This window comes from Burkholderia sp. JP2-270, from assembly GCF_003233675.1.
GTDB classification, from domain to species: domain Bacteria; phylum Pseudomonadota; class Gammaproteobacteria; order Burkholderiales; family Burkholderiaceae; genus Burkholderia; species Burkholderia pyrrocinia_C.
On record NZ_CP029825.1, the window covers coordinates 3,143,353 to 3,168,239 of the forward strand.

25 protein-coding genes are annotated in these 24,887 nt (G+C 68.5%); 17 read left to right on the forward strand and 8 right to left on the reverse strand.

Features of this window, described 5'->3' with window-relative positions; genetic code table 11:
• The first annotated feature begins 216 nt into the window (after positions 1-216).
• Together DM992_RS32330 and DM992_RS32335 are read left to right on the forward strand one after the other, a co-directional pair.
• Positions 217-1,347 carry an extracellular solute-binding protein gene (locus tag DM992_RS32330; RefSeq protein WP_111020164.1) on the forward strand — a complete coding sequence of 377 codons (1,131 nt, stop codon included), beginning with the start codon at positions 217-219 and terminating at the stop codon, positions 1,345-1,347.
• On the forward strand, positions 1,344-3,125 hold the full coding sequence (locus DM992_RS32335) for a sensor domain-containing diguanylate cyclase (RefSeq protein ID WP_111020165.1): 1,782 nt from the start codon (positions 1,344-1,346) through the stop codon (positions 3,123-3,125). Before DM992_RS32330 ends, DM992_RS32335 begins: the two co-directional genes overlap by 4 nt.
• 98 nt (positions 3,126-3,223) lie before the next feature.
• Here DM992_RS32335 and DM992_RS32340 read toward each other — a convergent pair whose 3' ends face one another.
• Both DM992_RS32340 and DM992_RS32345 read right to left on the reverse strand, forming a co-directional pair.
• Positions 3,224-3,523, reverse strand: coding sequence for a DUF4148 domain-containing protein (locus DM992_RS32340; protein ID WP_111020166.1), 300 nt, complete (start codon positions 3,521-3,523; stop codon positions 3,224-3,226).
• A 275-nt stretch (positions 3,524-3,798) separates the two neighbouring features.
• A complete protein-coding gene (locus DM992_RS32345; RefSeq protein ID WP_006478949.1) occupies positions 3,799-4,056 on the reverse strand; it encodes a hypothetical protein in 258 nt (85 codons plus the stop codon).
• Positions 4,057-4,826: 770 nt separating this feature from the next.
• Here DM992_RS32345 and DM992_RS32350 point away from each other — a divergent pair.
• Complete coding sequence (locus DM992_RS32350; protein ID WP_111020167.1) at positions 4,827-5,723, forward strand: LysR family transcriptional regulator; 897 nt, start codon at positions 4,827-4,829, stop codon at positions 5,721-5,723.
• 126 nt (positions 5,724-5,849) lie between these two features.
• The gene (locus DM992_RS32355; protein WP_111020168.1) at positions 5,850-6,482 is read left to right on the forward strand and encodes a LysE family translocator; all 633 of its coding nucleotides are present in this window, start codon (positions 5,850-5,852) and stop codon (positions 6,480-6,482) included.
• A gap of 69 nt (positions 6,483-6,551) precedes the next feature.
• Here the strand turns inward: DM992_RS32355 and yddG are convergent, their stop codons facing one another.
• From yddG to DM992_RS32370, 3 genes are all read right to left on the reverse strand, one after another.
• Entirely contained in the window at positions 6,552-7,502 is a 951-nt protein-coding gene (gene yddG, locus DM992_RS32360) for an aromatic amino acid DMT transporter YddG (protein ID WP_162631779.1), read from the reverse strand.
• A gap of 210 nt (positions 7,503-7,712) precedes the next feature.
• Complete coding sequence (locus DM992_RS32365) at positions 7,713-8,030, reverse strand: hypothetical protein (RefSeq protein ID WP_111020170.1); 318 nt, start codon at positions 8,028-8,030, stop codon at positions 7,713-7,715.
• A 98-nt stretch (positions 8,031-8,128) separates the two neighbouring features.
• Positions 8,129-9,814, reverse strand: a complete 1,686-nt coding sequence (locus tag DM992_RS32370; protein WP_111020171.1) for a metallophosphoesterase family protein — start codon at positions 9,812-9,814, stop codon at positions 8,129-8,131.
• A gap of 325 nt (positions 9,815-10,139) precedes the next feature.
• Here DM992_RS32370 and DM992_RS32380 point away from each other — a divergent pair, with 325 nt between their 5' ends.
• The 8 genes from DM992_RS32380 to DM992_RS32415 all read left to right on the forward strand — a co-directional run bounded on the left by DM992_RS32380 (position 10,140) and on the right by DM992_RS32415 (position 15,986).
• Complete coding sequence (locus DM992_RS32380) at positions 10,140-10,439, forward strand: YXWGXW repeat-containing protein (RefSeq protein ID WP_111020518.1); 300 nt, start codon at positions 10,140-10,142, stop codon at positions 10,437-10,439.
• A gap of 259 nt (positions 10,440-10,698) precedes the next feature.
• Positions 10,699-11,433 (forward strand): RNA polymerase sigma factor, encoded by a 735-nt coding sequence (locus DM992_RS32385; RefSeq protein WP_239511392.1) that lies wholly within the window; start codon positions 10,699-10,701, stop codon positions 11,431-11,433.
• A complete protein-coding gene (locus DM992_RS32390; protein ID WP_111020172.1) occupies positions 11,430-11,849 on the forward strand; it encodes a hypothetical protein in 420 nt (139 codons plus the stop codon). The genes DM992_RS32385 and DM992_RS32390 overlap by 4 nt, the downstream gene beginning before the upstream one ends.
• Positions 11,846-12,349, forward strand: coding sequence for a periplasmic heavy metal sensor (locus DM992_RS32395; protein WP_111020173.1), 504 nt, complete (start codon positions 11,846-11,848; stop codon positions 12,347-12,349). Before DM992_RS32390 ends, DM992_RS32395 begins: the two co-directional genes overlap by 4 nt.
• A gap of 239 nt (positions 12,350-12,588) precedes the next feature.
• Complete coding sequence (locus tag DM992_RS32400; RefSeq protein WP_111020174.1) at positions 12,589-13,983, forward strand: DUF1800 domain-containing protein; 1,395 nt, start codon at positions 12,589-12,591, stop codon at positions 13,981-13,983.
• A 2-nt stretch (positions 13,984-13,985) separates the two neighbouring features.
• Positions 13,986-15,143: a DUF1501 domain-containing protein gene (locus tag DM992_RS32405; RefSeq protein WP_111020175.1), complete on the forward strand. Its 1,158-nt coding sequence runs from the start codon at positions 13,986-13,988 to the stop codon at positions 15,141-15,143.
• Between the two features lie 58 nt (positions 15,144-15,201).
• A complete protein-coding gene (locus tag DM992_RS32410) occupies positions 15,202-15,420 on the forward strand; it encodes a YXWGXW repeat-containing protein (protein ID WP_047903131.1) in 219 nt (72 codons plus the stop codon).
• Positions 15,421-15,590: 170 nt separating this feature from the next.
• A complete protein-coding gene (locus tag DM992_RS32415; protein ID WP_162631780.1) occupies positions 15,591-15,986 on the forward strand; it encodes a lysozyme inhibitor LprI family protein in 396 nt (131 codons plus the stop codon).
• A gap of 48 nt (positions 15,987-16,034) precedes the next feature.
• Here the strand turns inward: DM992_RS32415 and DM992_RS32420 are convergent, their stop codons facing one another.
• A complete protein-coding gene (locus DM992_RS32420; protein WP_111020177.1) occupies positions 16,035-17,228 on the reverse strand; it encodes a tyrosine-type recombinase/integrase in 1,194 nt (397 codons plus the stop codon).
• Positions 17,229-17,445: 217 nt separating this feature from the next.
• On the opposite strand from DM992_RS32420, the gene DM992_RS32425 reads away from it, so the two are divergent.
• Entirely contained in the window at positions 17,446-17,826 is a 381-nt protein-coding gene (locus tag DM992_RS32425; protein WP_111020178.1) for a DUF4377 domain-containing protein, read from the forward strand.
• Between the two features lie 9 nt (positions 17,827-17,835).
• On the opposite strand, the gene DM992_RS32430 is transcribed toward DM992_RS32425, so the two are convergent.
• Both DM992_RS32430 and DM992_RS32435 read right to left on the reverse strand, forming a co-directional pair.
• Positions 17,836-19,224 (reverse strand): DHA2 family efflux MFS transporter permease subunit, encoded by a 1,389-nt coding sequence (locus tag DM992_RS32430; RefSeq protein WP_111020179.1) that lies wholly within the window; start codon positions 19,222-19,224, stop codon positions 17,836-17,838.
• Positions 19,225-19,466: 242 nt separating this feature from the next.
• On the reverse strand, positions 19,467-19,817 hold the full coding sequence (locus tag DM992_RS32435) for a VOC family protein (protein ID WP_111020180.1): 351 nt from the start codon (positions 19,815-19,817) through the stop codon (positions 19,467-19,469).
• A gap of 259 nt (positions 19,818-20,076) precedes the next feature.
• Here DM992_RS32435 and DM992_RS32440 point away from each other — a divergent pair, with 259 nt between their 5' ends.
• The 4 genes from DM992_RS32440 to DM992_RS32460 all read left to right on the forward strand — a co-directional run bounded on the left by DM992_RS32440 (position 20,077) and on the right by DM992_RS32460 (position 24,856).
• Positions 20,077-21,216, forward strand: coding sequence for an LLM class flavin-dependent oxidoreductase (locus DM992_RS32440; protein ID WP_111020181.1), 1,140 nt, complete (start codon positions 20,077-20,079; stop codon positions 21,214-21,216).
• Positions 21,217-21,376: 160 nt separating this feature from the next.
• Positions 21,377-22,570: an acyl-CoA dehydrogenase family protein gene (locus DM992_RS32450; RefSeq protein ID WP_111020182.1), complete on the forward strand. Its 1,194-nt coding sequence runs from the start codon at positions 21,377-21,379 to the stop codon at positions 22,568-22,570.
• A 10-nt stretch (positions 22,571-22,580) separates the two neighbouring features.
• A complete protein-coding gene (locus DM992_RS32455; protein WP_111020183.1) occupies positions 22,581-24,341 on the forward strand; it encodes an FAD-dependent oxidoreductase in 1,761 nt (586 codons plus the stop codon).
• Positions 24,338-24,856 (forward strand): flavin reductase family protein, encoded by a 519-nt coding sequence (locus DM992_RS32460; protein WP_111020184.1) that lies wholly within the window; start codon positions 24,338-24,340, stop codon positions 24,854-24,856. Before DM992_RS32455 ends, DM992_RS32460 begins: the two co-directional genes overlap by 4 nt.
• Positions 24,857-24,887: the final 31 nt, after the last annotated feature.

Here is a 24,887-nt window from a genome sequence, read left to right on the forward strand (position 1 = left end):
AACCAGTTAGCATCGGGCAACGCGGTTTCTTCTGATCATTCGTCGAGCGGCTTGCCGTGTTCGTGCGCCCGCAACGATACCGGATCGACGCTGCGCCAGGCATGTCGGATGTCTGCATGCGCAACGCCTGCCGCGTGCGGCTATTTCCAATTGCGCGCCCAAATTTTTTATGGTCTTGTTGCGGGATATCGCATCGACTCGAAAAAGGATAGTCGAATGCAGCCGGGCGATTCATACGGGGTCCGCTTGATCAGGGGAATCGGCGCGCTTACGCGCGCTTGCGGCGCTGTGCGCCGGCTGCTCCTCGTCCTGACACTGGGCTTGCTTGCGCCTGGCCTGTCGGCATTCGCCGACTCTCCCGAAACCGTCAACGACACCGTGCTGCGCGTGCTGGCATGGCCCGGCTATGCGGACCGCGACGTCGTCAGCGCATTCGAGGCGCAGTTTCATGTGCGTGTCGAAGTAACGTTCGTCGATTCCGACGAAGCGCTGTGGGCGCGGATGCACGGCGCGGCACCGCCGCCGTACGACGTGCTGGCCGCGAACACGGCCGAGATCCAGCGCTATGCGCACGAACGTCTGCTCGCGCCGATCGACCTGGCGCGCATCCCGAACCGGCGCCGGCAGTTGCCGAACTTCCGGCAGCTCGCGACGATCGGCGGGCTCGTGCAGGACGGCGCGACCTATGCGATCCCGTTCACGTATTCGTCGATGGGGCTGATCTACGACCGCAAGCAAGTTTCGGCCGCGCCGCGCTCGATGCGCGAGCTGTGGAATCCGCGCTACCGCGGCAAGGTGCTCGACTTCAACAGCGCGCAGCACAATTTCTCGTTCGCGGCGCTGGCGCTCGGCTATCCCGATCCGTTCCGACTGTCGCCCGCGCAGACGCTCGCCGTCGCGCGCAAGCTGATCGACCTGCGCCGCAACCTGCTGACGTACTACACGCTCCCCGAAGAGGCGACCGCGCTGTTCGTCCAGCATCGCGCGGCACTGATGTTCGGCAACTACGGCACGCAACAGGTCGAGCTGTTGCGTCGCGCCGGCGCGGATGTCGGCTACGTGATCCCGGACGAAGGCGCGCTTGCATGGCTCGACTGCTGGGCCGTCACGCGCGGCGCGCACCATGCCGGGCTCGCGTTCGCGTGGATCAACTACATGCTCGAACCGGCGATCGGCGCGCTGCTGACCGAGCGCCAGGGGCTCGCGAACACGCTCGAGCCGCCGCCGGGCATCGACACCGGGCGCCAACATCTCGTGTGGCTACAGCCCGTCGAAGACATCGCGCGGCGCGAATCGCTGTGGAGCCGCATCGTGTCGGGCGACCGGCCGGAGCGGTTCGACAAATGATCCGGCTCGGGCTCACGTCGAAGCTGTCGGTGCTGTTCGCGTGCATCGGCGTGATCGCGTCCGGCACGACCGGCTATTACGCGTATCACGCGAACCGCACGATGCTCGTGCAGGAAGCGCAGCACAGCCTGCTGATGTCGACCCAACTGCTCGGGCAGCGCTTCACGACCGCGCTGTCCGACGTTGCTGCCGATGCGCTCGTGCTCGCGCAGTTGCCGTCGTCCGCGCTCGTCGCGGGCAGCGACGATCCGGACAGCGCGCGACGCACGCGGCTCGAGCAGGTGTATTGCAGCTTCATGAGAAACCATCCGGAATACCTGCAGCTTCGCCTGATCGCGAGCGGGCATTTCGGGCTCGAACACATCCGCGTCATTCGCGACGCGCGCGGCATCGTCGTGCTGCCGGAAAGCGCGTTCCAGGAGAAAGGACAGTTTTCCTACGTATTCGATACGCTCGCGACGGAGCCCGGCCATATCTACCTGTCGCCGATCGTGATCAACCACGAGACGGGTTCGCACGCGGCCGAAGGGCTGCCGATCCTGCGCGTGGGCACGCCGGTCGTCGACACGTCGGGCCAGACGGTCGGCGCGCTGGTCGTCGACGTCGAGCTGTCGCGCGTGGTCGACCGGCTCGAACGCGATCTGCCGGACGACTATGCGGTGTATCTCGCGAACGAGTGGGGCGATTTCCTCGTGCATCCCGACCCGGCGCAGACGTTCGGCTTCGATCGGGGCCTGCGCGTGCTGATGCAGGACAGCTTTGCCGTCACGCGTGCGCTGTTCGACAGCACGCGCACGAGCGTGACGCTCAATGGCCTCGAGCAGCCCGACGCGGCGCCGGGGCAGATGTTCGCGTTCGTGCGCACGCCGTTCGGGCACGACGAGGGCAACCGCTTCGTCGTGCTCGGGATGGCGCGTCCGCTTGCCGACGTGCTGGCTCCGGCCGGCATGCTCGGCGAGCGGATCGTCCGGATGGTGCTCGTGTCGAGCCTGATGGCGGTGATTCTCGCGATCCTGTTCGCGCGCGCGATCACGCGGCCGCTGCAGGCGCTCGCGCGCGCCGCGACGCACGTGTTCGACGATCCGGCCGCCGAGCAGCTTCCGGTCCGGCGCGCCGACGAGATCGGCGTGCTCGCGCGCTGTTTCGACAGCATGCGTGTCGAGATCCGCACGCAGGTCGCGATGCTGCGCGCGAAGCAGCAGGAGCTCACGCACCTCGCCGGCCACGATCCGTTGACCGAGCTGCCGAACCGCCTGCTGTTCATGGAGCATCTCGATGCCGCGATCCGGCATGCGGCCGCGGTGCACGAAGGGCTGGCCGTGATGTTCGTCGATCTCGACCGCTTCAAGCAGATCAACGACCAGCACGGGCATTCGGCCGGCGACCGCACGCTCGTCGCGGTCGCGAAGCGGTTGAGCCTCGTGCTGCGCAGCGGCGACATGGTTGCGCGGCTCGGCGGCGACGAATTCATCGTGCTGATTGCGGACGTGCGCTCACCGGCGGTGATCGGCGATGTCGCGTCGCGGATCCAGATCGTGATGGCGGAAGAACTGGAGTTCGGCGACCGGCGCGTGGCCGTCGGTGCGAGCATCGGCGTCAGCGAGTTTCCGGCCGACGGCGCATCGGCCGAGGAACTGCTCGTCAAGGCCGACGCGGCGATGTATGCGGCGAAGGCGTCCGCGCAGTGCGCGTACGTGCGCTATCAGGACCTGGTCGGCGGCGGCGCTGCGCCGGACGAAGCCGGGGCCGGCCGCGTCGCATCGGGCGCCAGCCGGTGACGGCCGGCCGGTAAAAACACGCGATGCAAGCGCAACGAGCCCGTCATGGACGGGCTCGTTGCATGTGCGGACCGCACGCGGGGCGCGCAGAGGCAGGCTTAGTGGCCGAAGTAGACCGAGTCGCGCGGGCTTTGCGCCTTGGCGGCCGGCGCGCCACCCTGGACGGTCGCGGCCGGTTGCGCACCGTAGCCGGTTTTGTCGACGGCGTGCACGCGGGCTTGCGCGGCCTGGATGTCGGCCGGGTAGTGCGGGCTCGACAGGCCCGGCTTGTAGCCGGCTTTTTCGAGCTGGACCAGCTCGTTGCGCAACTGGGCGCGGGTCACGGTGCTTTGGGCGAATACGCCGAACGAGGCGGACAGGGCGACAGCGGCAACGACTGCGGAAACGAGCGATTTCATGATGACCTCCGATGTTTGTCTTGGCTTTCCGCGTTCGACACCATGTCGTAAGCGGTTGATTACATCGTAGGCGTCGGTCGATTTAGGGTAAACGTGGATTTTGGCGAAAGATCGTTGTTTCCGAAGTAATAATCCCGGGACAAATATCTTCTGTCCCTATTCAGTATTGCCGGATTTGCAAGGGCGCGGGGTGTCGCGCACGGGCGGACGCCCGGTGGCGACCGGGGAGATGGCGGAGGGTGGAGACGACGCGGGCGGGCCGCGGTGCGGCCGGATCAGACGCCGTCGTCGTCGATTTCCTTGCGTTCCCGGCGTTCCTCGTTGCCGCGGCGCGCGCGCAGGCGCTGGCGCGACAGGACGGCGATCACCTGCTGGGTCGGCGCGCCGGACGGCAGTTCGTTGCGGATGCGATCGGGCACCATCGGCAGGCCCGCGCGCTGTCGGCGCAGCGCCTTTGCGATTGCCCGGCGGCATTCGTCCCCGTGGCAATCCCATTCATCGCGGATTCTCTGGCAATAACGGCATTGTTCCATCGAAACAGTCTAACGCGTCTCGGGGAACCGGGCAGGGCGCGGGGCCGAACGGGTCACGCACGGCGCTTTCGTCGCTGACGTTTCGATGATGGGGGGAACGGGACTGTGAAGCAATCGGTTGAAAGGAATTACCTGAAACTACAATTCCCCATCCGTCTCCGTACGAATTCCTTGCGGACGAACGGAGCTTGAGCGGCTTACCTGAGCGACCAGATTCCCCAGATGGCGATCAACAGGCCAAGGCCGAGTCCGCAGCCCAGCAATACATAGGTTTCCATCTCGTGCCTCTGAAAACGGGGCAGCGCTGACGTCGGCGTCAGCGTGCGAGCAGCAAAGCCGGTCACGTATCGTCGCGCCGTCGGGCGGAGCGATACGCCGGGTCCGCGAATACTACGCTTTGCAGCTTTCAGAACGCATGCGCGATCGATGGCGGTGGGCCGACCGTCATTTCGTGCCCGCGAGCCGGCTATTCGTATGCGGCCGGCGGGCGTGCGGCCCCGATCCAGGCCGGCAGGTCCTGCCGGCAAGCATGAGCAACGCGGTGGCGTGGTTCAACATGGATTCTCGGCCGCCGGCCGGTGCGTGTGCAATCGACGCGGCGGATCGAGCGCGCATCTTGCCTGCGCGCTGCCGGGGACGTTCGACTCGACCGCGGTGCAGAGCGGATACAAGGGGGGCGCGGTTTGCCGTACCGTCGCTTTGGTTCAATATAATTCATGATGCTTTGCTGCCTCATGTGAAACATACATACCCCGGAACAAGGAGACCCGATGACGCTTGCCCAGTTGCAGGCACTGGCCGCCGTAGTCGAACTCGGCTCGCTCACGGCCGCGGCCGACCGGCTCAGTCGCAGCCAGTCCGCGATCAGTCATGCATTGACCGAGCTGGAGGACATCACGCAGGTCAAGCTGCTCTGGCGTGACCGGCAGCCGGTCGTGCTGACGGCGGCGGGCGAACGCCTGTGGCCGTACGTCCAGAGCGTGGTGCGGGAAGCGCAGCTGCTGCGCCAGCAGTTCAGCCTGTCGCGCGGCAAGCTCGAAGGGAAGCTGGTGGTTGCGTCGCTGCCGAGCGTCTCGCTGGCGTTCGTCGTCCCCGCGCTCGAGGCGCTGAAGGAGATGCACCAGGGCGTGTCGGCGGTGCTGCTCGAAGGCACGGACAGCGAAGTCGAAGGATGGATCGACGACGGTACCGCCGATATCGGCGTGGTGGCCGGCACGAAGACGTTCGTACGCAATCTGCCGCTGCTCGACGAGGATTTTGTCGCGGTGGCGGCGGACGGCATGTTCGGCGGCCGCAAGAGCGTGTCGGCAAAACAGTTGTCCGCGGCGCCGTTCATTTTCTCGAAGGCAGGGTGCGGGCCGGTGATCGCGGATTACTTCGCGCGTGGCGGTGCGCCGCTTCGGGCCGCGTTCAACGTGGTCGAGATGCGCACCATCCTTTCGATGGCGGAGGCCGGCATGGGCGTGTCGATCGTGCCGCGCATCACGCTCACGTACACGCCGTTCGGCGGCCGCGTGCTGGAACTGTCGCCGAGGCTGCATCGTTCCGTGCGGTTGTCGTGGAACGTGGCCGGCAACGCGGTCACCGACGAGTTCGTGAGGCTCGTCGACGCACAACGCGCCAAGGCCGCAAAGGCGATCCAGGCACGTGCGAAAAAGGGCAGGTAGCGCGCGGCCGGCGCGATGAAAAGCGCTCATGGGCGGCTTGCAGTTTATTCATGTTGAAGATGGTCGAGATGCAATACAGTGTCCGGACCTCGTCACCCTGACTGCCCTGCCGCGAAGGAGCCTGCCGTGCCGGCTTTGCCCACCCTGTTTGCGTTCGGACTCGTGTCGCTCGGCATGGTGCTGACGCCCGGACCGAACATGATCTACCTGGTTTCGCGCTCGATCTGCCAGGGCCGCCGTGCAGGGCTCGTGTCGCTCGGCGGCGTCGCACTGGGGTTCGTTTTCTACATGGTTTGCGCGGCGCTGGGCATCACCGCGCTGGTGATGACCGTGCCGTATGCGTACGACGCGCTGCGCTTTTCCGGCGCGCTCTATCTGTCGTACCTGGCGTGGCAGGCGCTGAAGCCGGGCGGCCGCTCCGCGTTCCAGGTCCGGCAGTTGCCGCACGACAGCCGCGTCAGGCTCTTCGCGATGGGTTTCGTCACGAACCTCGCGAATCCGAAGATAGCGGTGATGTATCTGTCGCTGCTGCCGCAGTTCATTTCACCGGGGCACGGCAGCGTGCTCGCGCAATCGCTGGCGCTCGGCTGCGTGCAGATCGCGGTGAGTGTCAGCGTCAACGCGTTGATTGCCTGCATGGCCGGCTCCATCGCGGGTTTTCTGGCGGGACGGCCGGTATGGGCGTCGGTCCAGCGCTGGTTGATGGGCTCCGTGCTGGCCGGGTTGGCGGTGCGTATCGCGCTGGAATCGCGAAGCTAGAGCGGGCGGCGTGCGGTTCGCGGAGCCGCAGGCAGCAACCCCGCCGCCCGTCGGAAGCATCCCGCATCGTCACCCGGGGCAATTGCCCTCGGCATCCTTCCCGATCTGCACGGGCGCTGCCTTTTCGCTGCGTCGGCTGCGTGTCGCGAGCCAGCACAGGATCGACCCGCCGCATACCATCACCGCGCCTTGCCAGAATTCGACTGACAGAGGCGCATGCAGCAGCGTCGCGGCAAGCGCGGCGGCGAGCACCGGCGTCAGGTACGACGCGCCGACGATGATCGTCACGTTGCCGTGCATGATGCCGGTGTTCCATGCCGCATAGCCGAACCCCAGCGCCGACGCCGCCAGCACGAGATAGATGACCGCGTGAAGGCTGAACGTCATGCCGCCGCCGCCTTCGATTGCGAATTTGATCCAGAGCGCCGCTGCGACCAGCATGAAGAACGGCGTGACGCCGTTCTTGCCGTCGGCAATGCGTGCCGTCACCGTGCAATAGCCGGCCCAGATCAGCGCGCCGAAGAAGGCGAGGCCATAGCTCAGCGGATTGTCCGCGACGTTGCGCAGCATGCCCGCCGGATCGAGGCCCTGGTCGCCGCCGAGCACCCAGCAGATACCGAGCATCGACAGCAGGACGCCGGGCACGACCAGCAGGTTGGCGCGCTGCTTGTTGAACACGATGGCCGCGATCAGCGTCAGGCTCGGCCACAGGTAGTTGACCATCGCGACTTCGATCGCCTGCCGGCCGTTGCTCGCATACCCGATCGACAGCGCCAGGCACAGCTCGTACGAGACGAACAGCAGCCCGCCCCACAGCAGGTAGTTTTTCGGGAACTTGCTCAGGTCGGGGAAGCCGATCGAAAACAGCAGAAGCACGGACGCCACCGTGTAGATCATCGCGGCGCCCCCGGTCGCACCGAGGCTTTCGCTGACTCCGCGGACGAGGGCGACCACCGAGGCCCACAACAGCACCGCGCCGAGCCCGACGAGCGTTGCCTTGTTCTTGTTCTTGCGCTTCATGCTACCTGCCTGTTTCAACATTCAAATTCGATTTCGGATGATTCGGTTGCGCTTGCGTGTACCGTCGTCGCGAACGGAAAAATCCGGTTGCGGCCGCAACCGACGATGCAATACGGCTATTGCGCCGAACACGCGTAGTTTAAATGGGCCGAGCCTGGGAGACCGAGCGGCGGACGTTGGCGGGGGAGCGGCCGGGTGCGTGCGGCCGATTCAGGCGCGGGTGCGGAACGCGGTAGCCGGTCGTGCGTCGTCGATGTGCCATGCCGCACCGATTGCCGACAATGTGCGTCCGATCGAGTCGAGCATGGCGTCACGCGTTGGCCCGAGTGTCGTGACGAGGAAGAACCCGCGCTCGTCGGTCGACAGGCCGATCAGCGGCCAGTTGCCGGTGTCATCGCGAATTTCAAGCCGTCGTCGGTCTGGATCGACGTCGATGTCGCCATGCGCTTTCCGCAGTGCATCCGCGATCGCATCGAACGCGTCGGCCGACGGGGGCGTGTGGATGCGGTATTCGAAACTCATCTTCATGGGCCGGGGTGCGAAGCGGGCAGTCTAACCCGTGTCATGGCACGCCCAGTCGTCGATGGCGATGCAACCGGCGCCCGCCGCAGCGGGCGCCGGCCCGATCACCGCCCGCGCCGTTTCTTGCTCAGCTCGATCGTCTCGAACAGCTCGTACTGCGCGGTCGGGTGCTGATCGGCGCCCGGCGCATGGTAGTAGCGCATCGTGATCGTCGTGTGGCCGCCCGGCTTGCCCGGGTCGTGGTCGAACACCGCGATCCCGTAACCGGTGCCCGTATCGCGGCGCGCGGACCAGATCGCATCCTCGAGCGCATCGGCCGGCTGGCGCACGAACGTGTTCGGTGCGGTGCCCGGCACCGGCCGGTTCGGCTTCGTGAACACCTTCGCGCGCGCAAAGCCGGTCGACGGGTTCTCGCCGTATACGTCGAGCGGCGCGCTGGTGCCGCCGCCGCCGAGGATCAGGTGGATCGTGCCGTGGCTCGTGTCGAACTTCGTGCGGTCCGGGTCGTTCGAGCCGACCGGGCGCGGCTGCAGCGTCTCGACCACTTCGCCGGTCGCCGCGTCGACGCCCGCGCGGTGATTGCAGCCGCGCACCGGGTAGCTGCGCTCGTAGTCGTGATCGTGGCCGCACAGCACGAGGTCGACGCCGTAACGATCGAACAGCGGCAGCCATGCCTCGCGAATGCCCTTATCGGAACCGTTGCCCGTCTTCGACGAACTGAGCGCGTCCTGGTGCATCTGCACGACGATCCAGTCGATGTCGTCGTCGTGCGCCGCATGGCGCAGCGTGTGTTCGAGCCAGCGCGTCTGCTCGCCGTTGCTGTAGCCGCGCACGTAGAACGACGTACCGGGCTCGATCGGCGGGTGGCCCGTGCTCGCGGCCGGCACGAGCGGCGCGGGGCCGCCGACGAACGCGGCGGCGTCCTGGTACACGACGTCGTCGGCGTCGAGCGACACGAACAGCACCGAGCTCACGCGGAAGCTGTACCAACGGCCGGGGAAGCGCGTGCCGTTTTCCGGCAGCGTATAGCGCGCGAGATACGAGTCGAGCCCTTGCGGACCGTTGTTGAACTCGATCTCGTGATTGCCGGGGCACGGCATCCACGGGCGATTCGCGGCCGACGTCTGGTTGTTGTTGCCGAAGTCGCGCCACACCTCGGGCTGGTGCGCGGGGTTCAGGTTCGCGTAGCAGAGGTCGCCGTTCAGCAGGTGGAACAGCGGCTGGAACTGCTCGACGGCCTGCACCGCGAAGCGGCTTTGCGGCGACGACAGCACCCACGCGCCGTTCGGCGTCGCGAGATCGCCGTAGCTCGTGAAGCGGAACGGCGCGCGGCCGCGCGGCGCGGTCGAAAAATTCGCGGCGAACGGCTGCGCGGCGTTGCTGTCGTTGTCGGCCGTGATCTCGTAGCGGTAGCGCGTATCGGGCTTCAGCCCATGCACGCGCGCGTGGTACGCGAACACGGTTTCGCCGTTCAGGCCGTCGGTGTACAGGCGCTGGACGCCGTGCACCGTGCGCGGCGGCTCGCCGTCGGCGACGATGCGCGCGCGCGGATTGACGGCCGGTGCGAGCGACGCCCACGAGATCACGACTTCGGACGTCGGGTCGTTGCCCCACGTCAGGTGGACCTGTTCGGGCGTGCCGGCCGGATTCGACGCGGCGGCCCGGGCGGCCGCGAGCCCGCCGGCAGCAGTCGCAAGGCCGGATACGCCGGCGAGTTTCAGGAAGCCGCGACGCGACACCGACGCGGCCGGCTCGTTCGGCTGATCAGGGAGATTGTCCTGGTTCGACATGGTCGTAGTTTTCGTTGATGGGGACGCGAAAGGTGGAACCGCGCGGCCATGCGCGAGCGCGGCCGGGGCGTGGGCCGGAAACGAGCGGGATCCCGGTGACATGCATTGTCGAGGGGCAGTTTTGCCGGGTTGTGACAGCACGGCAACCCTGCGTGTGCGGCGGCCGATACGCAGACTCGCGCATCGCGCGACAGCCGGCCCGCTCCAAAGCGCGTTCGGTTCGCCGGAAATTTATTCGCCGATACCGCGACGGATTTCTGTCGCCCGCTCCGTTTAACGCATGAACGGCCGCTTCCGGTCGATGCCCGTTACGTCGGAGTCTTTCATGAAACTTTCTGGATCATTGCGGTTTGCCGCCGGATGCGTGGCCGCGCTGGCGGCGTCCGCTTCATTCGCGCAGGCCGTGATCGTCGCGCCTTACGCACCGCCGGCGCCGCGCGTCGAAGTGATGCCGGCGCCGCGTGCGGGCTACGTGTGGGACCAGGGCCACTGGCACTGGCGGCAGGGCCGCTACGTCTGGATTCCGGGCCACTGGCAAGTGGTGCGCGTCGGTTACCACTGGGTGCCCGGGCACTGGGCCGCGCGCGGCCCTGCCTGGCGCTGGGTGCCGGGCCACTGGGCCTGATGCGCGCGCCGCCGCGCAGGGAATCGTGCCGGCGCGGCAGTTCCTTCACGCACAGTCATGAGTCGAAGCCATGCCTTTTCGAACCATCGTGATACTGGCGGCCGTGGCCATTGTGCTGGTCGGCTGCGTCGTGGCGCCGGCGCGTCCGGTGTATTACCGGCCCGCGCCGGTCGTCGTATATTGAGTGCGCCGGCCGACGGTCGCGCGACCGGCCGACAGGATCGATATGCCGCGCGACACGGATGTCGATGAAACGGACATGGCCGACGCCGTGTGCGACGCCGCGCGCGATGCGCACGGCGCCGCCGAACCGTCGGCGTGGCGCCGCGCGGCGATGGCCCGACGCATGCAAGGAGAGCACGATGATGAGCTTCAGCCGGGCGGCGGGGCGGCGCATGCGCGCTGCGCGACGGAGCAGGCGGCGTTGAACGATCGCGGCGACCGCGATCCGGACGCGGAACTCGTCGCGCGCGTCGGCGCGCGCGATGCGTCGGCGGTGCGCGTGCTCGTCGCGCGCAAGCTGCCGCGGCTGCTCGCATTGGCGACGCGCATGCTCGGCGACCGGAACGAAGCCGAGGACGTCGCACAGGAGACGTTCTTGCGAATCTGGAACCAGGCGCCGCGCTGGCGCGAAGGCGAGGCGCGCTTCGACACGTGGCTGCATCGCGTCGTGTTGAACCTGTGCTACGACCGGTTGCGCGGCCGGCGCGAGGAGCCCGTCGATACGTTGCCCGACGTGCCGGACCCGCAGCCGGAGCCGGCCGCGCATGCGGAACTGCGCTCGCGCGATGCGCGCGTGCGGCAGGCGCTTGCCGCGCTGCCGCCGCGGCAGCGGGAAGCGCTCGTGCTCCAGTACTATCAGGAAATGTCGAATGTGGAAGCGGCCAACCTGATGGGCATCACCGTCGATGCGCTGGAAAGCCTGCTCGCCCGCGCGAGGCGCAACCTGCGCGCGCAACTGGCCGGCGACCCACCTAGCGAGGACAAGCGATGACACCCGAACGATTTCGTACCATCGTCGCCGCGTACGGCTCGGACGCGCGGCGCTGGCCGGACGGCGAACGCGCGGCCGCCGAGGCATGGGCGCGCGCGAACCCGCGCGAAGCGTTGCTGGCACTGGACGATGCCGCCGACCTCGATGCATGGCTCTCGTACGACACGGTCGCGCCGCCCGCGCCGGCGCTGGTCGAGCGCATCGTCGCGACGGCACCCGCGCTGCAACGCGCACGGCGGCGTGGCACCGTGTGGTGGTCGGGGGCGGCGTTCGCGGGCGTCGGCCTGGCCGGCGCGCTGGCGGGCGCGGTGGCCGTGTCGATGCTGATGCTCGGCAGCGTGCCGACGTCGCTGCACGAGCCGGACTATCTGACGACCACGTTCGGCGGCCCGAGCGTAGATTGGGGTGGTGAATGAGCGAACGCGGCTGGAAATTCATCCTCGTCGGCTCGGTCGTGCTGAACGTGTTCATGCTCGGCGCGATCGGCGGCGGCGTGTATCAGTGGTTCTCGACGCATCGCGATCTGCATGCGGCGGGCGAGCCCGCGCAGCGCACCGCGTTGCGATTCGCGGCGGACGAATTGCCCGATGCGCGGCAGCGCGAGTTTGCCGCCGCGCTGAAGGCTGCGCGCAAGAACGGCCGAGATTTCGCGCGGGAAGGGCGCGATGGCCGGATCACCGTGCTGGATCTGCTCGCCGCGCCTCAACTCGATCGCGCGGCGATCGACGCCGCACTCGACCGCACGCGCGCGGCCGATACCGCGATGCGTGCACAGGTCGAGCGCAGTGTCGTCGATTTCGCGGCGACGCTGACACCCGAAGAGCGCGTGAAGTTCGTCGACGGGTTGCAGCGCAGCGGCAACTGGCGTCTGCCGCCGAGACTGCAGAAGAAGCCGGACGCGCCGGCGAGCCAGTAAGCATCAGGCAGCGCGACAGGCGATACGCGTGTCGCTTGTCGCGTTCGGTCATGCGCAATGCGTGCACGAGATGAATCGCATCTCTGTTGCGTGTCGATGACTTGCGCCGTTGCCGTGCGTCACCTCCGCCGATTCTCCCGTTCCTCGTTTCTCCGATCCAGAAAATATTTGCGATCTCCGCGACGGATTTCCCTGCATGCCCGCGTTAAACGTGGGTACGCACCGCAAGAGAGCCCGTCATGGACCACCCGAACGACATCACGCCGGCCGCGATCGCGCTGAACCGCTTCGGTCTCGGCGCGCGGGCCGACGAAGCGCCGCCTGCCGACCCGAAGACGGCGCTCGTCGCGCAATTCGACCGTTACGACGCACGGCCCGCCGCGTGGGCCGGCGAACCGGACGCGGTCGCGCTCGCGACGCGCTTCGCGACCGCGCGCAACGCGATGACGGGCGACGACGCGGCTGCGAAACGCGCGACCGCGCAATCGATCCGGCGCGACGGCTACGACGCGTATCGCAGCGCCGTCGCTGCCCGCTTGAACAGCGCGCTGAACACGCCTGCGCCGTTCGTCGAGCGTCTCGTGCATTTCTGGGCGAACCATTTCGCGGTGTCGGTCGACAAGGGGCAGGTGGCCGCGTACGCGGGCGCGTTCGAACGCGACGCGATCCGGCCGCACGTGCTCGGCCGCTTCGAGGACATGCTCGTCGCCGTCGAACAGCATCCCGCAATGCAGGTCTTTCTCGACCAGGCGAGCTCGGTCGGCCCGGACAGCCCGGCCGCATTGCGCGCGGAAGCACGCAATCCGTCGGCGAAGCGCGGGCTCAACGAGAACCTCGCACGCGAAATCATGGAACTGCACACGCTCGGCGTGCGAACCGGCTACACGCAAGCCGACGTGACGGAGTTCGCGCGTGCGCTGACCGGCTGGAGCATCGCGGGCGGACGCGGGCGGCAGCCGGGCGATGCCGCGCCCGGCGCGTTCGTGTTTCGCCCGAATCTGCACGAGCCGGGCACGCGCACGGTGATGGGGCGCACCTACGACCAGCCGGGCGAAGCGCAGGCGCGCGCGATCCTGCACGACCTCGCGCGATCGGACGCGACGGGCCGGCACATCGCATTCCAGCTTGCCCGTCATTTCGTCGCCGACAATCCGCCGCACGCGCTGACCGACCGGCTGGCCCGTGCGTTCGACGCGAGCGGCGGCGATCTGCCGACCGTCTATCGCGCGCTCGTCGACGCGCCCGATGCATGGTCGCCGATCAACCGGAAGTTCAAGACGCCGTGGGAGTGGGCCGTGTCGTCGCTGCGCGGGCTCGGCTGGCGCGACACGGGCGACCTGAAGGCCGCGCCGCTGCTCGCGCAGCTCGGCCAGCCGGTGTGGCGGCCGGGCTCGCCGGCAGGCTTCGACGATGTCGCCGCCAGTTGGGCCGCGCCCGATGCGCTCGTGCGCCGCGTCGAGATCGCGCAGCGCCTGGCTGCGCGCGCCGGCGACCGGCTCGACCCGCGCACGCTCGGCAATACGCTGCTCGCCGGTTCGATGAGCGCGCCGACGGCGACCGCGCTGTCGCGTGCGGAAAGCGCGACCACGTCGCTCGCGCTGCTGCTCGTATCGCCCGATTTCCAACGGAGGTGAACATGGCCCTGTCCCGCCGACAATTCCTGAGCGTTGCCGCCGCCGGTGCAGGCGCGATCCTCGTCGCACCGCGGATCGTGTTCGCGAACGTCGAGACCGACCGGCGCTTCGTGTTCGTGATCCAGCGCGGCGCGGCCGACGGCCTGAACATCGTCGTCCCGTATGCCGAACCCGCATATGCATCGCTGCGCGGCGCGCTCGCGATCGATACGACGGCCGCGACGCGGCTCGACGGCACGTTCGCGCTGCATCCGTCGCTCGCGCAGACCGCGCAGTTGTACCGCGACGGACAGGCGCTGTTCGTCCACGCGATCGCGTCGCCGTATCGCGACCGCTCGCATTTCGACGGGCAGAACGTGCTCGAAACGGGCGGCCGCGCGCCCTATCAGATAAAGGATGGCTGGCTGAACCGGCTCGCCGCGCTGCTGCCGGCGACGCGCGAAAGCGCAATCGCATTCGCGCCGACCGTGCCGCTCGCGTTGCGCGGCACCGTGCAGGCCGCGTCGTATGCACCGTCCGGTTTGCCGGCCGCGCCGGACGACCTGCTCGCGCGCGTGTCGGCGCTTTACGAGGCCGACGCGCAGCTCGGTCCGTTGTGGCAGTCGGCGATGCAGGCGCGCGGCCTCGCCGGCGACGCGCATGCGCGGCAGGATCCCGCGGGCGTCGGCAAGCTTGCCGCGACGTTCCTCGCGCGCGACGACGGCCCACGAATCGCGATGATCGAAACGGGCGGCTGGGACACGCACAGCGCGCAGAACGCGCGACTCGCGAATCAGCTGAAAGCGCTCGACACGATGCTCGCCGCGCTGCGCGACGGCCTCGGGCCCGCATGGCGGCAGACCACGGTGCTGGTCGCGACCGAGTTCGGCCGCACGGCCGCGGCGAACGGCACGGGCGGCACCGATCACGGGCAGGCGTCGGTCGCGATGCTGGCGGGTGGCGCGGTCGCGGGCGGCCGCGTGATCGCCGACTGGCCGGGGCTGCGGCCGGGCGACCTGTACGAAGGCCGCGACCTGAAGCCGACCGCGTCGCTCGACGCGCTGATCTCGGGCGCGGCCGCCGAAAGCCTGCGGCTCGATCCCCGTCGCACGGCGTCCGCGCTGTTCGCGGAAAGCGGCGCGACGCGGCCGATGACCGGCCTGATTCGCGGGGCCGCGTGACGCGGCGTGTTTACGCGCTCGACCCCGCCAACCGATTACACAAAAAGGAGAATCGACGATGAAGATCCGATCCGTTTCGCTTGCCGTGCTGGTGTGCGCGAGTGCCGTGCTGATGTCCGCCTGCGTGGTGGAACCCGTGCGCCCGCCGCAGCCGGCGCCGCTTGTCGAAGTGGCGCCGCCGCCACCGGCACCCGGCTATCGCTGGGCGAAGGGGCATTACCGATGGGCCGGCAATCACTGGGCATGGGTGCCCGGGCATTGGGTGGCCGTGTACTGATCGGGTGAGACGTGCCGCTCGGTTTGCGGCACGGGTGCCGGGGAAGCGGCCCCGCGTATTGAACCGCGATGCGCATTGGCCTAAGCTTCCGGATCCCGACGGCGGGCATTCCCGCTCGTCCGTCACGGCGCGCCGATGCGCGGCCGCCGTTTTTTCCGTACGGCATCCATATGAAGGCATGGCTCGTTGCACTGGCCGTCGCGGCAGGCATGACCGGCGCGCAGGCCGCGTCGTTCGACTGCGCGAAGGCGTCCACGTTCGTGGAGCGCGAAATTTGCGGTAATCCGGCATTGTCGCGGCTCGACGATGCACTCAATGCGGATTACCAGGACGTCGTGTACGACTTCAGTAACTGGCCGGTCGAGGATCCACCTGAGTATCGCCAGTTCATCGCGAGCCAGAAGACATGGCTGAAAGCACGCAACCGCTGCACGACGACACAGTGTCTGATCGACAGCTACCGGAAACGTATCGACGTGCTGTGCGGCACGATCGACGCGCCGGAACGCGATCGCGCGAAGTGCCGCAGCAACGGCGGGCTGGGCGGCCTCGAACTGCAGCACTGAGCGCCGCTGGAAAGCACGACGCCCGGCCAATGGTTTGGCGAGAATCGCCTACCACCCGATCCGGTGCTTCTCCTCCGTCTCGCGATGCCGCCAGTCGTCATCCGCATGCAGGTACTGGCTCGTCGTCGTGAGCGACACGTGGCCGAGGTTGTCGCGCACGAGCCGCAGGTCGACGCGGCCGTCGGCCATGTGCGAGCCCGCGCTGTGGCGCAGCCAGTGCGCGGACGCCTGTTCGAGCACGCGCGCCTGTTCGTCGCCGGCTGCGCCGTTCGCGCGCAGCCGGTCGGCCGCGTGCCGGAACACCTGCTTCACGATCCGGTGCAGCGCCGCGCGCGTGAGCGGCTTGCGCGCCTGGCCGAGCGGCAGCACGAGCGGCGTGGGCTCGCCGTCAGACGGCAGCGCGGGCAGCCCGTGCGCTCGCCGGTAGCGCGACAGCTCGGCCATCATCTCGTCGGTGGCCGGCACGAGCCGCTGCCGGTCGCCTTTGCCCGTGACGTCGAGCCACCAGCGGTCGTGCCCGTTCGCGTCGCGCCGGCAGAAGAACCGGCCCATCGTCGTATCGGCCGCTTCGGTGATGCGCAGCCCGCCGAGATACAGCAGCGTGAACAGCCAGCGTGCGCGATCCGCATGGAAGCACGCGCGCGCATCGTCGCGCGGCATCGCGACGATCGCGTCCTTGACCGACTGCCACAACGGCTGCCCGAGATGGCGCGTGACGCGCGGCGCGGGACGACGCTGCCGCTGCCGCGACAACGCAAGCGGATTGCCGGCGAGGTAGCCGGCCTGCACGAGCCACGAGAACATCACGTTCAGGATCACCAGCGCCTGCCGCTGGCTGGCCGCCGACAGCGGCCCGTAGAACGGCCGCCAGCGCGGGTCGTCGCGCGGATGCTTGCGGCCGCCGTTCGCGCACCACACATCGGCCGGCGCGGGCGCGAGCAGGAACTGCCGGTAGATGACGAGATCCTCGTGCGTGAGCGACGACAGCGGCTTGCCGCACGCGATCACGGCCCACAGCAGCAGGCGCTCGGCTTCCTTGCGGTAGTTCTGGAACGTGGTCGGCGTATCGACGAAGCGCGCGAGCCATGCGCGCACGGCGTCGAGATCGTTGGTCGCGGCGATCTGCGGATGCGCGCTGCCCGAGCGGTTGGTGCCCGCGCGTCCGTCGAGCGCGGCCGGCACGGTCAGCGTATCGATCGGCAGCGGGCGCAGCGCGGCGCCGGACGGAACGGGTGAGGTCATGCGAAGCGGGGGGCGCTGTGTGGGCCGCGCGACAAAGCGTATCGGGAAGCGCCGATGGTACACGATCGTCATGCGGAGAACCGGAACACGGTAACGTGTCGCCGCGCGCAATATCGCACGAGCGAGGGTGGCGAATCGCCGTCTGTAAGCTGTCTGGAAACTTTCCCGCCGCGCTGTCCGTCTAACCGCCCCTCCAACGCTTCCAGAGGAACATCAGATGCTTCGCCACTCCAGAGCGCTGCTCGGCGCGGCCGTCATTGCCGGCAGCACGCTCCTCGCCGGATGCCAGACCGACACGGCCGTCACGGCCCCGAGCGCGGCCCGCCCGGCCGATGGCCGGCCGGTGACCAGGACCGTCCATGTCGCGCCGCAATCCGCGCGCTGCACGGGCGTCGCACCGATGGAATGCCTGCAGGTGCGCAGCAGCCCGAGTGAGCCGTGGAGCCTGTGGTACGCGGGCATCGAGGGCTTCGCGTACCAGCCCGGTTACCTGTACACGCTCGAAGTCGACGAATACCGCGTCGCGCAGCCGCCGGCCGACGGTTCATCGATTCGCTGGGTGCTCAAGCGCGTCGTCGAGCGCCGCCAGGCGAACTGACGGCCGCGCTCACGCGGACGATCGCGCTGCCGAACCGGCTGGCGGCGTTGCCGTATCGATCCGCCGGAACACGACGGACGACAGCAGCGTAACGGCGCCCATGCACGCGAACGACAGCATGAACCCGCGCCCCGTCGAGCCCCACCAGGCGGCGAACAGGTTCACGAGCCCGCCGCCGATCGATACGCCGAGCCCCATCGCCAGCATCTGCATCATCGTGAACAGGCTGTTGCCGCTGCCGGCGTCGGCATGCGACAGCCCCTTCAGCGTCACGCCGTTCATCGCCGCGAACTGCATCGAGTTCGCGGCGCCGAACACGATCAGCAGCACGATCTCCAGCACCGGCGCAGGCCGCACCGACACCAGCGCGAACCCCGCGATCGCACAGCCGACGATCCCCGTATTCACGACCAGAAACGTCGCGTAACCGAAGCGCTTCACGAGCGGCGCGATCCAGCGTTTCGCGATGACGCCCGCGATCGCGGCCGGCAGCATCATCAGCCCCGACTGCAGCGGCGTATAGCCGAGCCGCACCTGCATCAGCAGCGGCAGCATGAACGGCACCGCGCTCGTGCCGATCCGGCACAGCAGGTTGCCGAGCAGCCCCGAACCGAAGTTCGGCTCGCGGAACAGTCCGAGCCGGAACAGCGGCTGCGCGCGCCGCCGCGCATGCGGCACGTATGCGAGCGCGCTCGCCAGGCCGAGCACAGCGAGCCAGGCCGACCAGGCGGCGCGATGCGCGGGCATCGGCGGGTCGATTGCGAGCGACAGCGCGATCATCGCGACCGACAGCAGCGCACAGCCGATGAAGTCGAACGGCGGCGGCTGTTTCGCCTGGTCGTGCGGCAGGTAGCGCTGCACCGCGATGAAGCCGACCACGCCGACCGGTACGTTGACGATGAACACCCAGTGCCATGAAATCGCCTGCGTGAGCCAGCCGCCGAGCGTCGGCCCGACGATCGGGCCGAGCTGGCCGGCGATCGATACGAACGCGATCGCCGCGACGTACTGTTCGCCCGGCACGCGGCGCAGCACGGCGAGCCGCCCGATCGGCAGCAGCATCGAGCCGCCGATGCCCTGCACGGCGCGCGCGACGACGAGCTGGCCGAGCGTATGCGATGCCGCGCAGCCGATCGACGCGAGCACGAACACGAGAATGGCGACCGAGAACACGCGGCGCGTGCCGAACCGGTCGGCGAGCCAGCCGGACGCCGGCGTGAGCATCGCCATCATCAGCGTGTAGGCGACCACGACGGGCTGCATCGCGAGCGGCGACGCGTGCAGGCTTTGCGCGATCGATGGCAGCGCGGTGTTGACGATCGTCGTGTCGAGCGACTGCATGAAGAACGCAGCGGCGACGATCCAGAGCAGCGCGGAGTGTGTGGGTTCCCGGGACATGGCGAAATGGCGGTGCGAAGGCCGGGCGCGGGCGGCGCCGTTGCACGGTCGCGCGGCGCCAGCCGGTCTTCAAGCGCTCGATGGTACCGATTCCTGTGGCCATCGGGAAGCTGCCTGAAGACATTGAGCGTCATCGACGAAGCCGATGACGGTGCGCGATGCTCGATCCCGTCCGGCGCAGCGCACCTTGGCGCACCTGCCACGCGTGATGCGCCCGCATCCTGCACGCGCGCCGCGCATCGTCATGCTGCCCGTTTCTGCGAAATCACGAGCAGCGCGCCGTTCTTGTCCTCCAGCACCGCGCGGTATTCGTGCGGCCCGGCCTGCACGGGTACGCGCACTGACGCGCCGGCCTTCACGACCCGCGCCATTGCCGCATACAGGTCGTCGTCCTCGTCGACGCGCAGCGTGAGCGCCGCGCGCTCGACGATCTGCTCGTCGCCGGCGACCAGCGCGATCGTCAGCGGGCCGCCGTCGAGCGCGCAATAGCGGTCGCCGTCGCGGAACTTCACGGTCAGGCCCAGCCCGTCGACGAACAGCGGCAATGCCGTGTCGATGTCGTCGACCGGATACAGCAGCATCGATACCTTCATCCCGGTTCTCCCTTGTCTTGGGGGGGCGGCGTGCAACGCGCCGCCGGTCGATGCTAGCGCGCCGGTCGCGTGCTCACGCAGTCCGATCGGATGACCGTAAAACCCCTCTGTCCCCGCAGGCATGCCGTTACTCCAAACAGACGATGTCCGCGCCCGTCCGCGCGCCGACACTCCCATTCGTGGACCGTCGCTATTCGTCCGTATCGTGCGGGCAGGCCGCACGACCCCGACTCGTCCAACATACATGGAGACGCACGCAATGAAGTTTTCCCTCATCTACGAAGCCCAGACCACCGACGCGTCGCGCGAGGGCGACCACCGGGTGTTCAAGGAGACGGTCGAACAGGCGTTGCTCGCCGAGCAGGTCGGCTTCGACACGATCTGGTGCGTGGAGCACACGTCGCTGACCAACTATGCGCACATGAGCGCGCCGGAAACCTTCCTTGCATACCTGGCCGGCCGCACCACGCGAATCGGCCTGGGCCACGGCGTCGTGTGCCTGCCGCCGGCGATGAATCACCCGATCAAGGTCGCCGAGCGCGTCGCGCTGCTCGACATCCTGTCGGGCGGCCGCGTGCATTTCGGCGTCGGCAAGGGCGGCAGCCAGCAGGAAGCCGGCGCGTTCGGCTACGACCTCAACGAACTGCAGCCGATGATCGACGAATCGATGTACCTCGTGCCGAAGATGTTCGTGCAGGACGAGATCGAGCACGACGGCAAGTACATCAAGATCCCGAAGCGCCCGATTCACCCGAAGCCGTTCCAGGACCCGCACCCGCCGATGTACCTCGCGTGCACGAACACCGACGCGCTGCTGCGCGCCGGCCAGCGCGGGATGGGCGCGCTGGTGCTCGGTTTCGGCGGCCCGGACGAAGTCGCGAAGAAGAACGCGATCTACCGCGAAGCATGGGCGAACCGCAAGCCGGAAGACCAGGTCGGCTTCCGCCCGACCCAGCACCTCGCCGCGCTGTGCCCGACGGTCGTGATGGCCGACGGCCAGGCCGCCCGCAAGATCGGCATCCGCGGCCAGCGCTACTTCATGGAATCGCTCGCGTACTGGTACACGGGCGGCGAGCGTCCGGACCCGGCGAAGTGGGGCGACGACCTCGTGCAGGCCGACACCGGCGAGATGGTGATCCGCTCGCGCTTCGCGTCGGAGGAAGTCGTCGTGAACTTCGCCGACCCGGCGCTCGCGATGATGAACCCGAACCACGCGTACGGCACGGTGAACGACTGCATCGGCTATGTCGGCCGCCTGCAGGAAGCCGGCGTCGACGAAGTGCTGTTCCTGTGCCAGATGGGCACGGTGCCGCACGAAGCGCAGATGGAGACGATCCGCAACATCGGCGAGCATGTGATCCCGTTCTTCAACAACGAGAAGGAACGCGCCCGCGCGTAAGGCGGGCCGCGCCCGTCGTCCCTTCGGACGATGCGGCGCGGCCGCGCGACGCCGACCATCGACGGCGGCGAGCATCGCCCGCGGCCAGGCCGCGCCGGACAACCATGAACGAGAGCGGGGCAGGCGCCGCGGCGCACGCCCCGTTTCACAGGAGACATTCGTGCATCGCGACAACGATTCGAACGCACTGGCCGCCTCGCTGATCGCCCGGGCCGAGGCACTGGCGCCGACGCTGGCCGGCCGCGCCGCGCAGGCGGAAGCGCAGGGCCGCATCCCGGCCGACACGATTGCCGACATGCAGGCCGCCGGCTTCTTCAAGGTGCTGCAGCCGAAGCGCTACGGCGGCTACGAGCTCGATCCGCAGACCTTCTTCGACATCCAGATGGCGCTCGCGCGCGGTTGCATGTCGACCGCGTGGGTGTACGGCGTCGTCGGCGTGCACAACTGGCAGCTCGCGCTGTTCGACGAGCGCGCGCAGCAGGACGTGTGGGGCAACGACCCGGCGACGCTGATCGCGTCGACCTACATGCCGGTCGGCCGCGTGACGCCGGTCGACGGCGGCTTCCGCCTGTCGGGCCACTGGAAGTTCTCGAGCGGCAGTGAGCTGTGCGAATGGGTATTCCTCGGCGCGCTGGTGCCGGCAGCCGTTGCCGGCCAGCCGCCCGAATACCGGACCTTCCTGCTGCCGAAATCCGACTACCGGATCGAGCAGGACTGGGACGTGCTCGGCCTGCGCGCGACGGGCAGCCACGACATCGTCGTCGACGACGTGTTCGTGCCCGCGTACCGCACGCACAAGGCCATCGACGGGATGATGGGCACGAGCCCCGGCCTCGCCGTGAACGATGCGTCGCTGTTCAGGCTGCCGTTCGCGCAGATCTTCGTGCGCGCGGTGTGCACGTCGTGCATCGGCGCGCTGCAGGGCGCGCTCGACGATTTCACCGGCTATGCGGCGTCGCGGGTGTCCGCGAACAGCGGCGCGAAGACGGCCGACGATCCGGGCGCGCAGAACGCATGCGCGAATGCGGCCGTCGCGATCGACGAGATGAAGGTGCTGCTCGGGCGCAATTTCGCGGAACTGATGGCGTCGGTGACCGGCGGCCCGGCCGTGTCGATCGAGCGCCGCGTGCATTTCCGCTACCAGTCCGCGCAGGTCGCCGAGCGCTGCGCGCAGGCCGCGAACGCGCTGCTGCGCTACGCGGGCGGCAACGGCATCTATCACCGCAATCCGCTGGTGCGCCGCTTCCTCGACCTGCACGCGGCCCGCGCGCACTACGCGAACAACGTGGACCGCTTCGGCCAGAATCTCGGCGCCGTGATGCTCGGCCGCGAGAACACCGACTTCTTCATCTGACGGGGCCGCGATGAACGACACGCAAGCACAGCGATACGTGTTCGACGTGGTGGTCGTCGGTTCGGGCGCGGGCGCACTGCTCGCCGCATGCCGCGCGGCCGACCGCGGCCTGTCCGTCGTCGTGATCGAGAAGACGGCGCTATACGGCGGCACGTCGGCCGTGTCGGGCGGCGGTATCTGGGTGCCGTGCAACCACCATATCGCCGAACTCGGCGCGACCGATTCGCGCGAGGCCGCGCGCCGTTATCTGGACACGTGCACGGCCGGCTTGTCGACGCCCGACAAGCTCGACGCGTATCTCGACCAGGCGCCGGAGATGCTGCGCTACCTGGAATCGAAGACGCCCGTGCGTTACCAGTCGCTGCCCAAGTACGCGGACTATTTCCAGAAGCTGCCGGGCGCGATGCCGGGCTATCGCGCGCTCGATCCGCTGCCGTTCGACGGCGGGCTGCTCGGCGATGAATTAGACCGGCTGCGGCCGCCGTCGCCCGGCACGCTGATCGGCGGGCGCGTGGCGGTGACGTCGAAGGAGGCGCATACACTGTTCTCGCGCGGGCCCGGCTTCATGAAGCTTGCGATCGCGCAGTTCGGCCGCTACTGGCTCGATCTCGGCATGCGCCGCCGCACGCGGCGCGACCGGCGCCTGACGCTCGGCAACGCGCTGATCGGCGGGCTGCGCCGCGCGCTGCTCGAGCGCAACGTGCCCGTGTGGCTCGATACGCCGATGCTCGACCTGCTCGATGTGGACGGCCGCGTGACGGGCGTGCGCGCGCAGCGTTTCGGGCAGCCCGTGACGATCGCCGCGCGGCGCGGCGTGATCCTCGGCGCGGGCGGCTTCGAGCGCAACCAGCCGATGCGCGAACGCTACCTGCCGCAGCCGACGCAGGCGCTGTGGAGCGCGACGCCGCCGTCCAACACCGGCGATGCGATCGCCGAAGGCCACCGGCTCGGCGGCGCGCTGGCGCTGATGGAGCACGTGTGGGGCGCGCCGACGGTCGGCGTCGCGGGGGAGGAAAAGCAGCGCGCGCTGTTCGTCGAACGCAACCTGCCGGGCTGCGTGATCGTCAACCGTCTCGGCAAGCGCTTCGTCAACGAGGCCGCGCCGTATTCCGAATTCGTGCCGGCGATGTATCGCGACCATGCGCGCACCGGCGCGAGCGTGCCCGCGTGGATGGTGTTCGACGCGCGCTTTCGCCGCAAGTATCCGTGCGGGCCGATCATGCCGGCGTCGATGATGCCCGATGCGCGGATTCCGAAAGCGTTCCGCGACGTGCTCGCGAAGGCCGACACGATCGATGCGCTCGCCGCGCGGATCGGCGTCGACGCGGCCGGGCTGCGCGACACGCTGCGCGACATGGCGCGCTACGCGGTCACCGGCATCGACGAAGCGTTCGGCAAGGGCGACAACGCGTTCGACACTTACTACGGCGATCCGCAAAACACGCCGAACCCGTGCGTTGGGCCGGTCGACCAGGCGCCGTTCTACGCGGTGCGGATCGACGCGGGCGACATCGGCACGAAGGGCGGGCTCGTCACCGATGTGCTGGCCCGCGTGCTGCGCGCCGACGGCGAGCCGATCGCCGGCCTCTATGCCATCGGCAACACCAGCGCATCGATGATGGGCGCGAGCTACCCCGGCGCGGGCTCGACGCTCGGCCCGGCGATGACTTTCGGTTTCATCGCCGCCGACCACCTGGCCGCGCAGGCGGTCGACGACGGCGGCCGGCCGGTCCGGCCATCCACGAATGAACTTGACGGAGCACGACCATGAGCGATCTCACCACCCATCCGCTGCGCACCGACATGCTGCTCGCGATGCGCCGACTCGCGCGCTCCGTCACGGTCATCAGCAGCGCGTACGACGGCCGGCGCTACTCGATGTCCGCGACGGCGGTCGATTCGCTGTCGACCGATCCGCCTTCGCTGCTGATCTGCATCAACCGCAGCGCGTCGCTGTATCCGCCGCTCGATGCGGGCGCGCCGTTCTGCGTGAACGTGCTGTCGGCGCGCCACGAGGGTATCGCGATCGACTGCAGCGGCCGCCTGAAGGGCGAAGCGCGCTTCACGACCGGCGACTGGCACACGTCGCCGCACGGCGTGCCGTATCTGCGCGACTCGCAGGCGAGCCTCGTGTGCGAACAGGACGGCCGCTTCGAATACGGCACGCATACGGTGTTCATCGGGCGTATCCGCGAGGTGCTGATGAGCGGCGACGTCGATCCGCTCGTCTATCTCGACGGTGCCTATACGATGCCCGGCGCGCCCGTGAGCCGCGTGGCCGCGTGACGGCCGCACGGGTTTTCCAGCATCCGCAAGA

What these genes read in the sequence shown, in the direction of transcription:
- DM992_RS32330 (WP_111020164.1), top strand. Translation starts at nt 217, where the DNA reads ATGCAGCCGGGCGATTCATACGGGGTCCGCTTGATCAGGGGAATCGGC.
- DM992_RS32335 (WP_111020165.1), top strand. Translation starts at nt 1,344, where the DNA reads ATGATCCGGCTCGGGCTCACGTCGAAGCTGTCGGTGCTGTTCGCGTGC.
- DM992_RS32340 (WP_111020166.1), bottom strand. Translation starts at nt 3,523, where the DNA reads ATGAAATCGCTCGTTTCCGCAGTCGTTGCCGCTGTCGCCCTGTCCGCC.
- DM992_RS32345 (WP_006478949.1), bottom strand. Translation starts at nt 4,056, where the DNA reads ATGGAACAATGCCGTTATTGCCAGAGAATCCGCGATGAATGGGATTGC.
- DM992_RS32350 (WP_111020167.1), top strand. Translation starts at nt 4,827, where the DNA reads ATGACGCTTGCCCAGTTGCAGGCACTGGCCGCCGTAGTCGAACTCGGC.
- yddG (WP_162631779.1), bottom strand. Translation starts at nt 7,502, where the DNA reads ATGAAGCGCAAGAACAAGAACAAGGCAACGCTCGTCGGGCTCGGCGCG.
- DM992_RS32365 (WP_111020170.1), bottom strand. Translation starts at nt 8,030, where the DNA reads ATGAAGATGAGTTTCGAATACCGCATCCACACGCCCCCGTCGGCCGAC.
- DM992_RS32370 (WP_111020171.1), bottom strand. Translation starts at nt 9,814, where the DNA reads ATGTCGAACCAGGACAATCTCCCTGATCAGCCGAACGAGCCGGCCGCG.
- DM992_RS32380 (WP_111020518.1), top strand. Translation starts at nt 10,140, where the DNA reads ATGAAACTTTCTGGATCATTGCGGTTTGCCGCCGGATGCGTGGCCGCG.
- DM992_RS32385 (WP_239511392.1), top strand. Translation starts at nt 10,699, where the DNA reads ATGGCCGACGCCGTGTGCGACGCCGCGCGCGATGCGCACGGCGCCGCC.
- DM992_RS32390 (WP_111020172.1), top strand. Translation starts at nt 11,430, where the DNA reads ATGACACCCGAACGATTTCGTACCATCGTCGCCGCGTACGGCTCGGAC.
- DM992_RS32395 (WP_111020173.1), top strand. Translation starts at nt 11,846, where the DNA reads ATGAGCGAACGCGGCTGGAAATTCATCCTCGTCGGCTCGGTCGTGCTG.
- DM992_RS32400 (WP_111020174.1), top strand. Translation starts at nt 12,589, where the DNA reads ATGGACCACCCGAACGACATCACGCCGGCCGCGATCGCGCTGAACCGC.
- DM992_RS32405 (WP_111020175.1), top strand. Translation starts at nt 13,986, where the DNA reads ATGGCCCTGTCCCGCCGACAATTCCTGAGCGTTGCCGCCGCCGGTGCA.
- DM992_RS32410 (WP_047903131.1), top strand. Translation starts at nt 15,202, where the DNA reads ATGAAGATCCGATCCGTTTCGCTTGCCGTGCTGGTGTGCGCGAGTGCC.
- DM992_RS32415 (WP_162631780.1), top strand. Translation starts at nt 15,591, where the DNA reads ATGAAGGCATGGCTCGTTGCACTGGCCGTCGCGGCAGGCATGACCGGC.
- DM992_RS32420 (WP_111020177.1), bottom strand. Translation starts at nt 17,228, where the DNA reads ATGACCTCACCCGTTCCGTCCGGCGCCGCGCTGCGCCCGCTGCCGATC.
- DM992_RS32425 (WP_111020178.1), top strand. Translation starts at nt 17,446, where the DNA reads ATGCTTCGCCACTCCAGAGCGCTGCTCGGCGCGGCCGTCATTGCCGGC.
- DM992_RS32430 (WP_111020179.1), bottom strand. Translation starts at nt 19,224, where the DNA reads ATGTCCCGGGAACCCACACACTCCGCGCTGCTCTGGATCGTCGCCGCT.
- DM992_RS32435 (WP_111020180.1), bottom strand. Translation starts at nt 19,817, where the DNA reads ATGAAGGTATCGATGCTGCTGTATCCGGTCGACGACATCGACACGGCA.
- DM992_RS32440 (WP_111020181.1), top strand. Translation starts at nt 20,077, where the DNA reads ATGAAGTTTTCCCTCATCTACGAAGCCCAGACCACCGACGCGTCGCGC.
- DM992_RS32455 (WP_111020183.1), top strand. Translation starts at nt 22,581, where the DNA reads ATGAACGACACGCAAGCACAGCGATACGTGTTCGACGTGGTGGTCGTC.
- DM992_RS32460 (WP_111020184.1), top strand. Translation starts at nt 24,338, where the DNA reads ATGAGCGATCTCACCACCCATCCGCTGCGCACCGACATGCTGCTCGCG.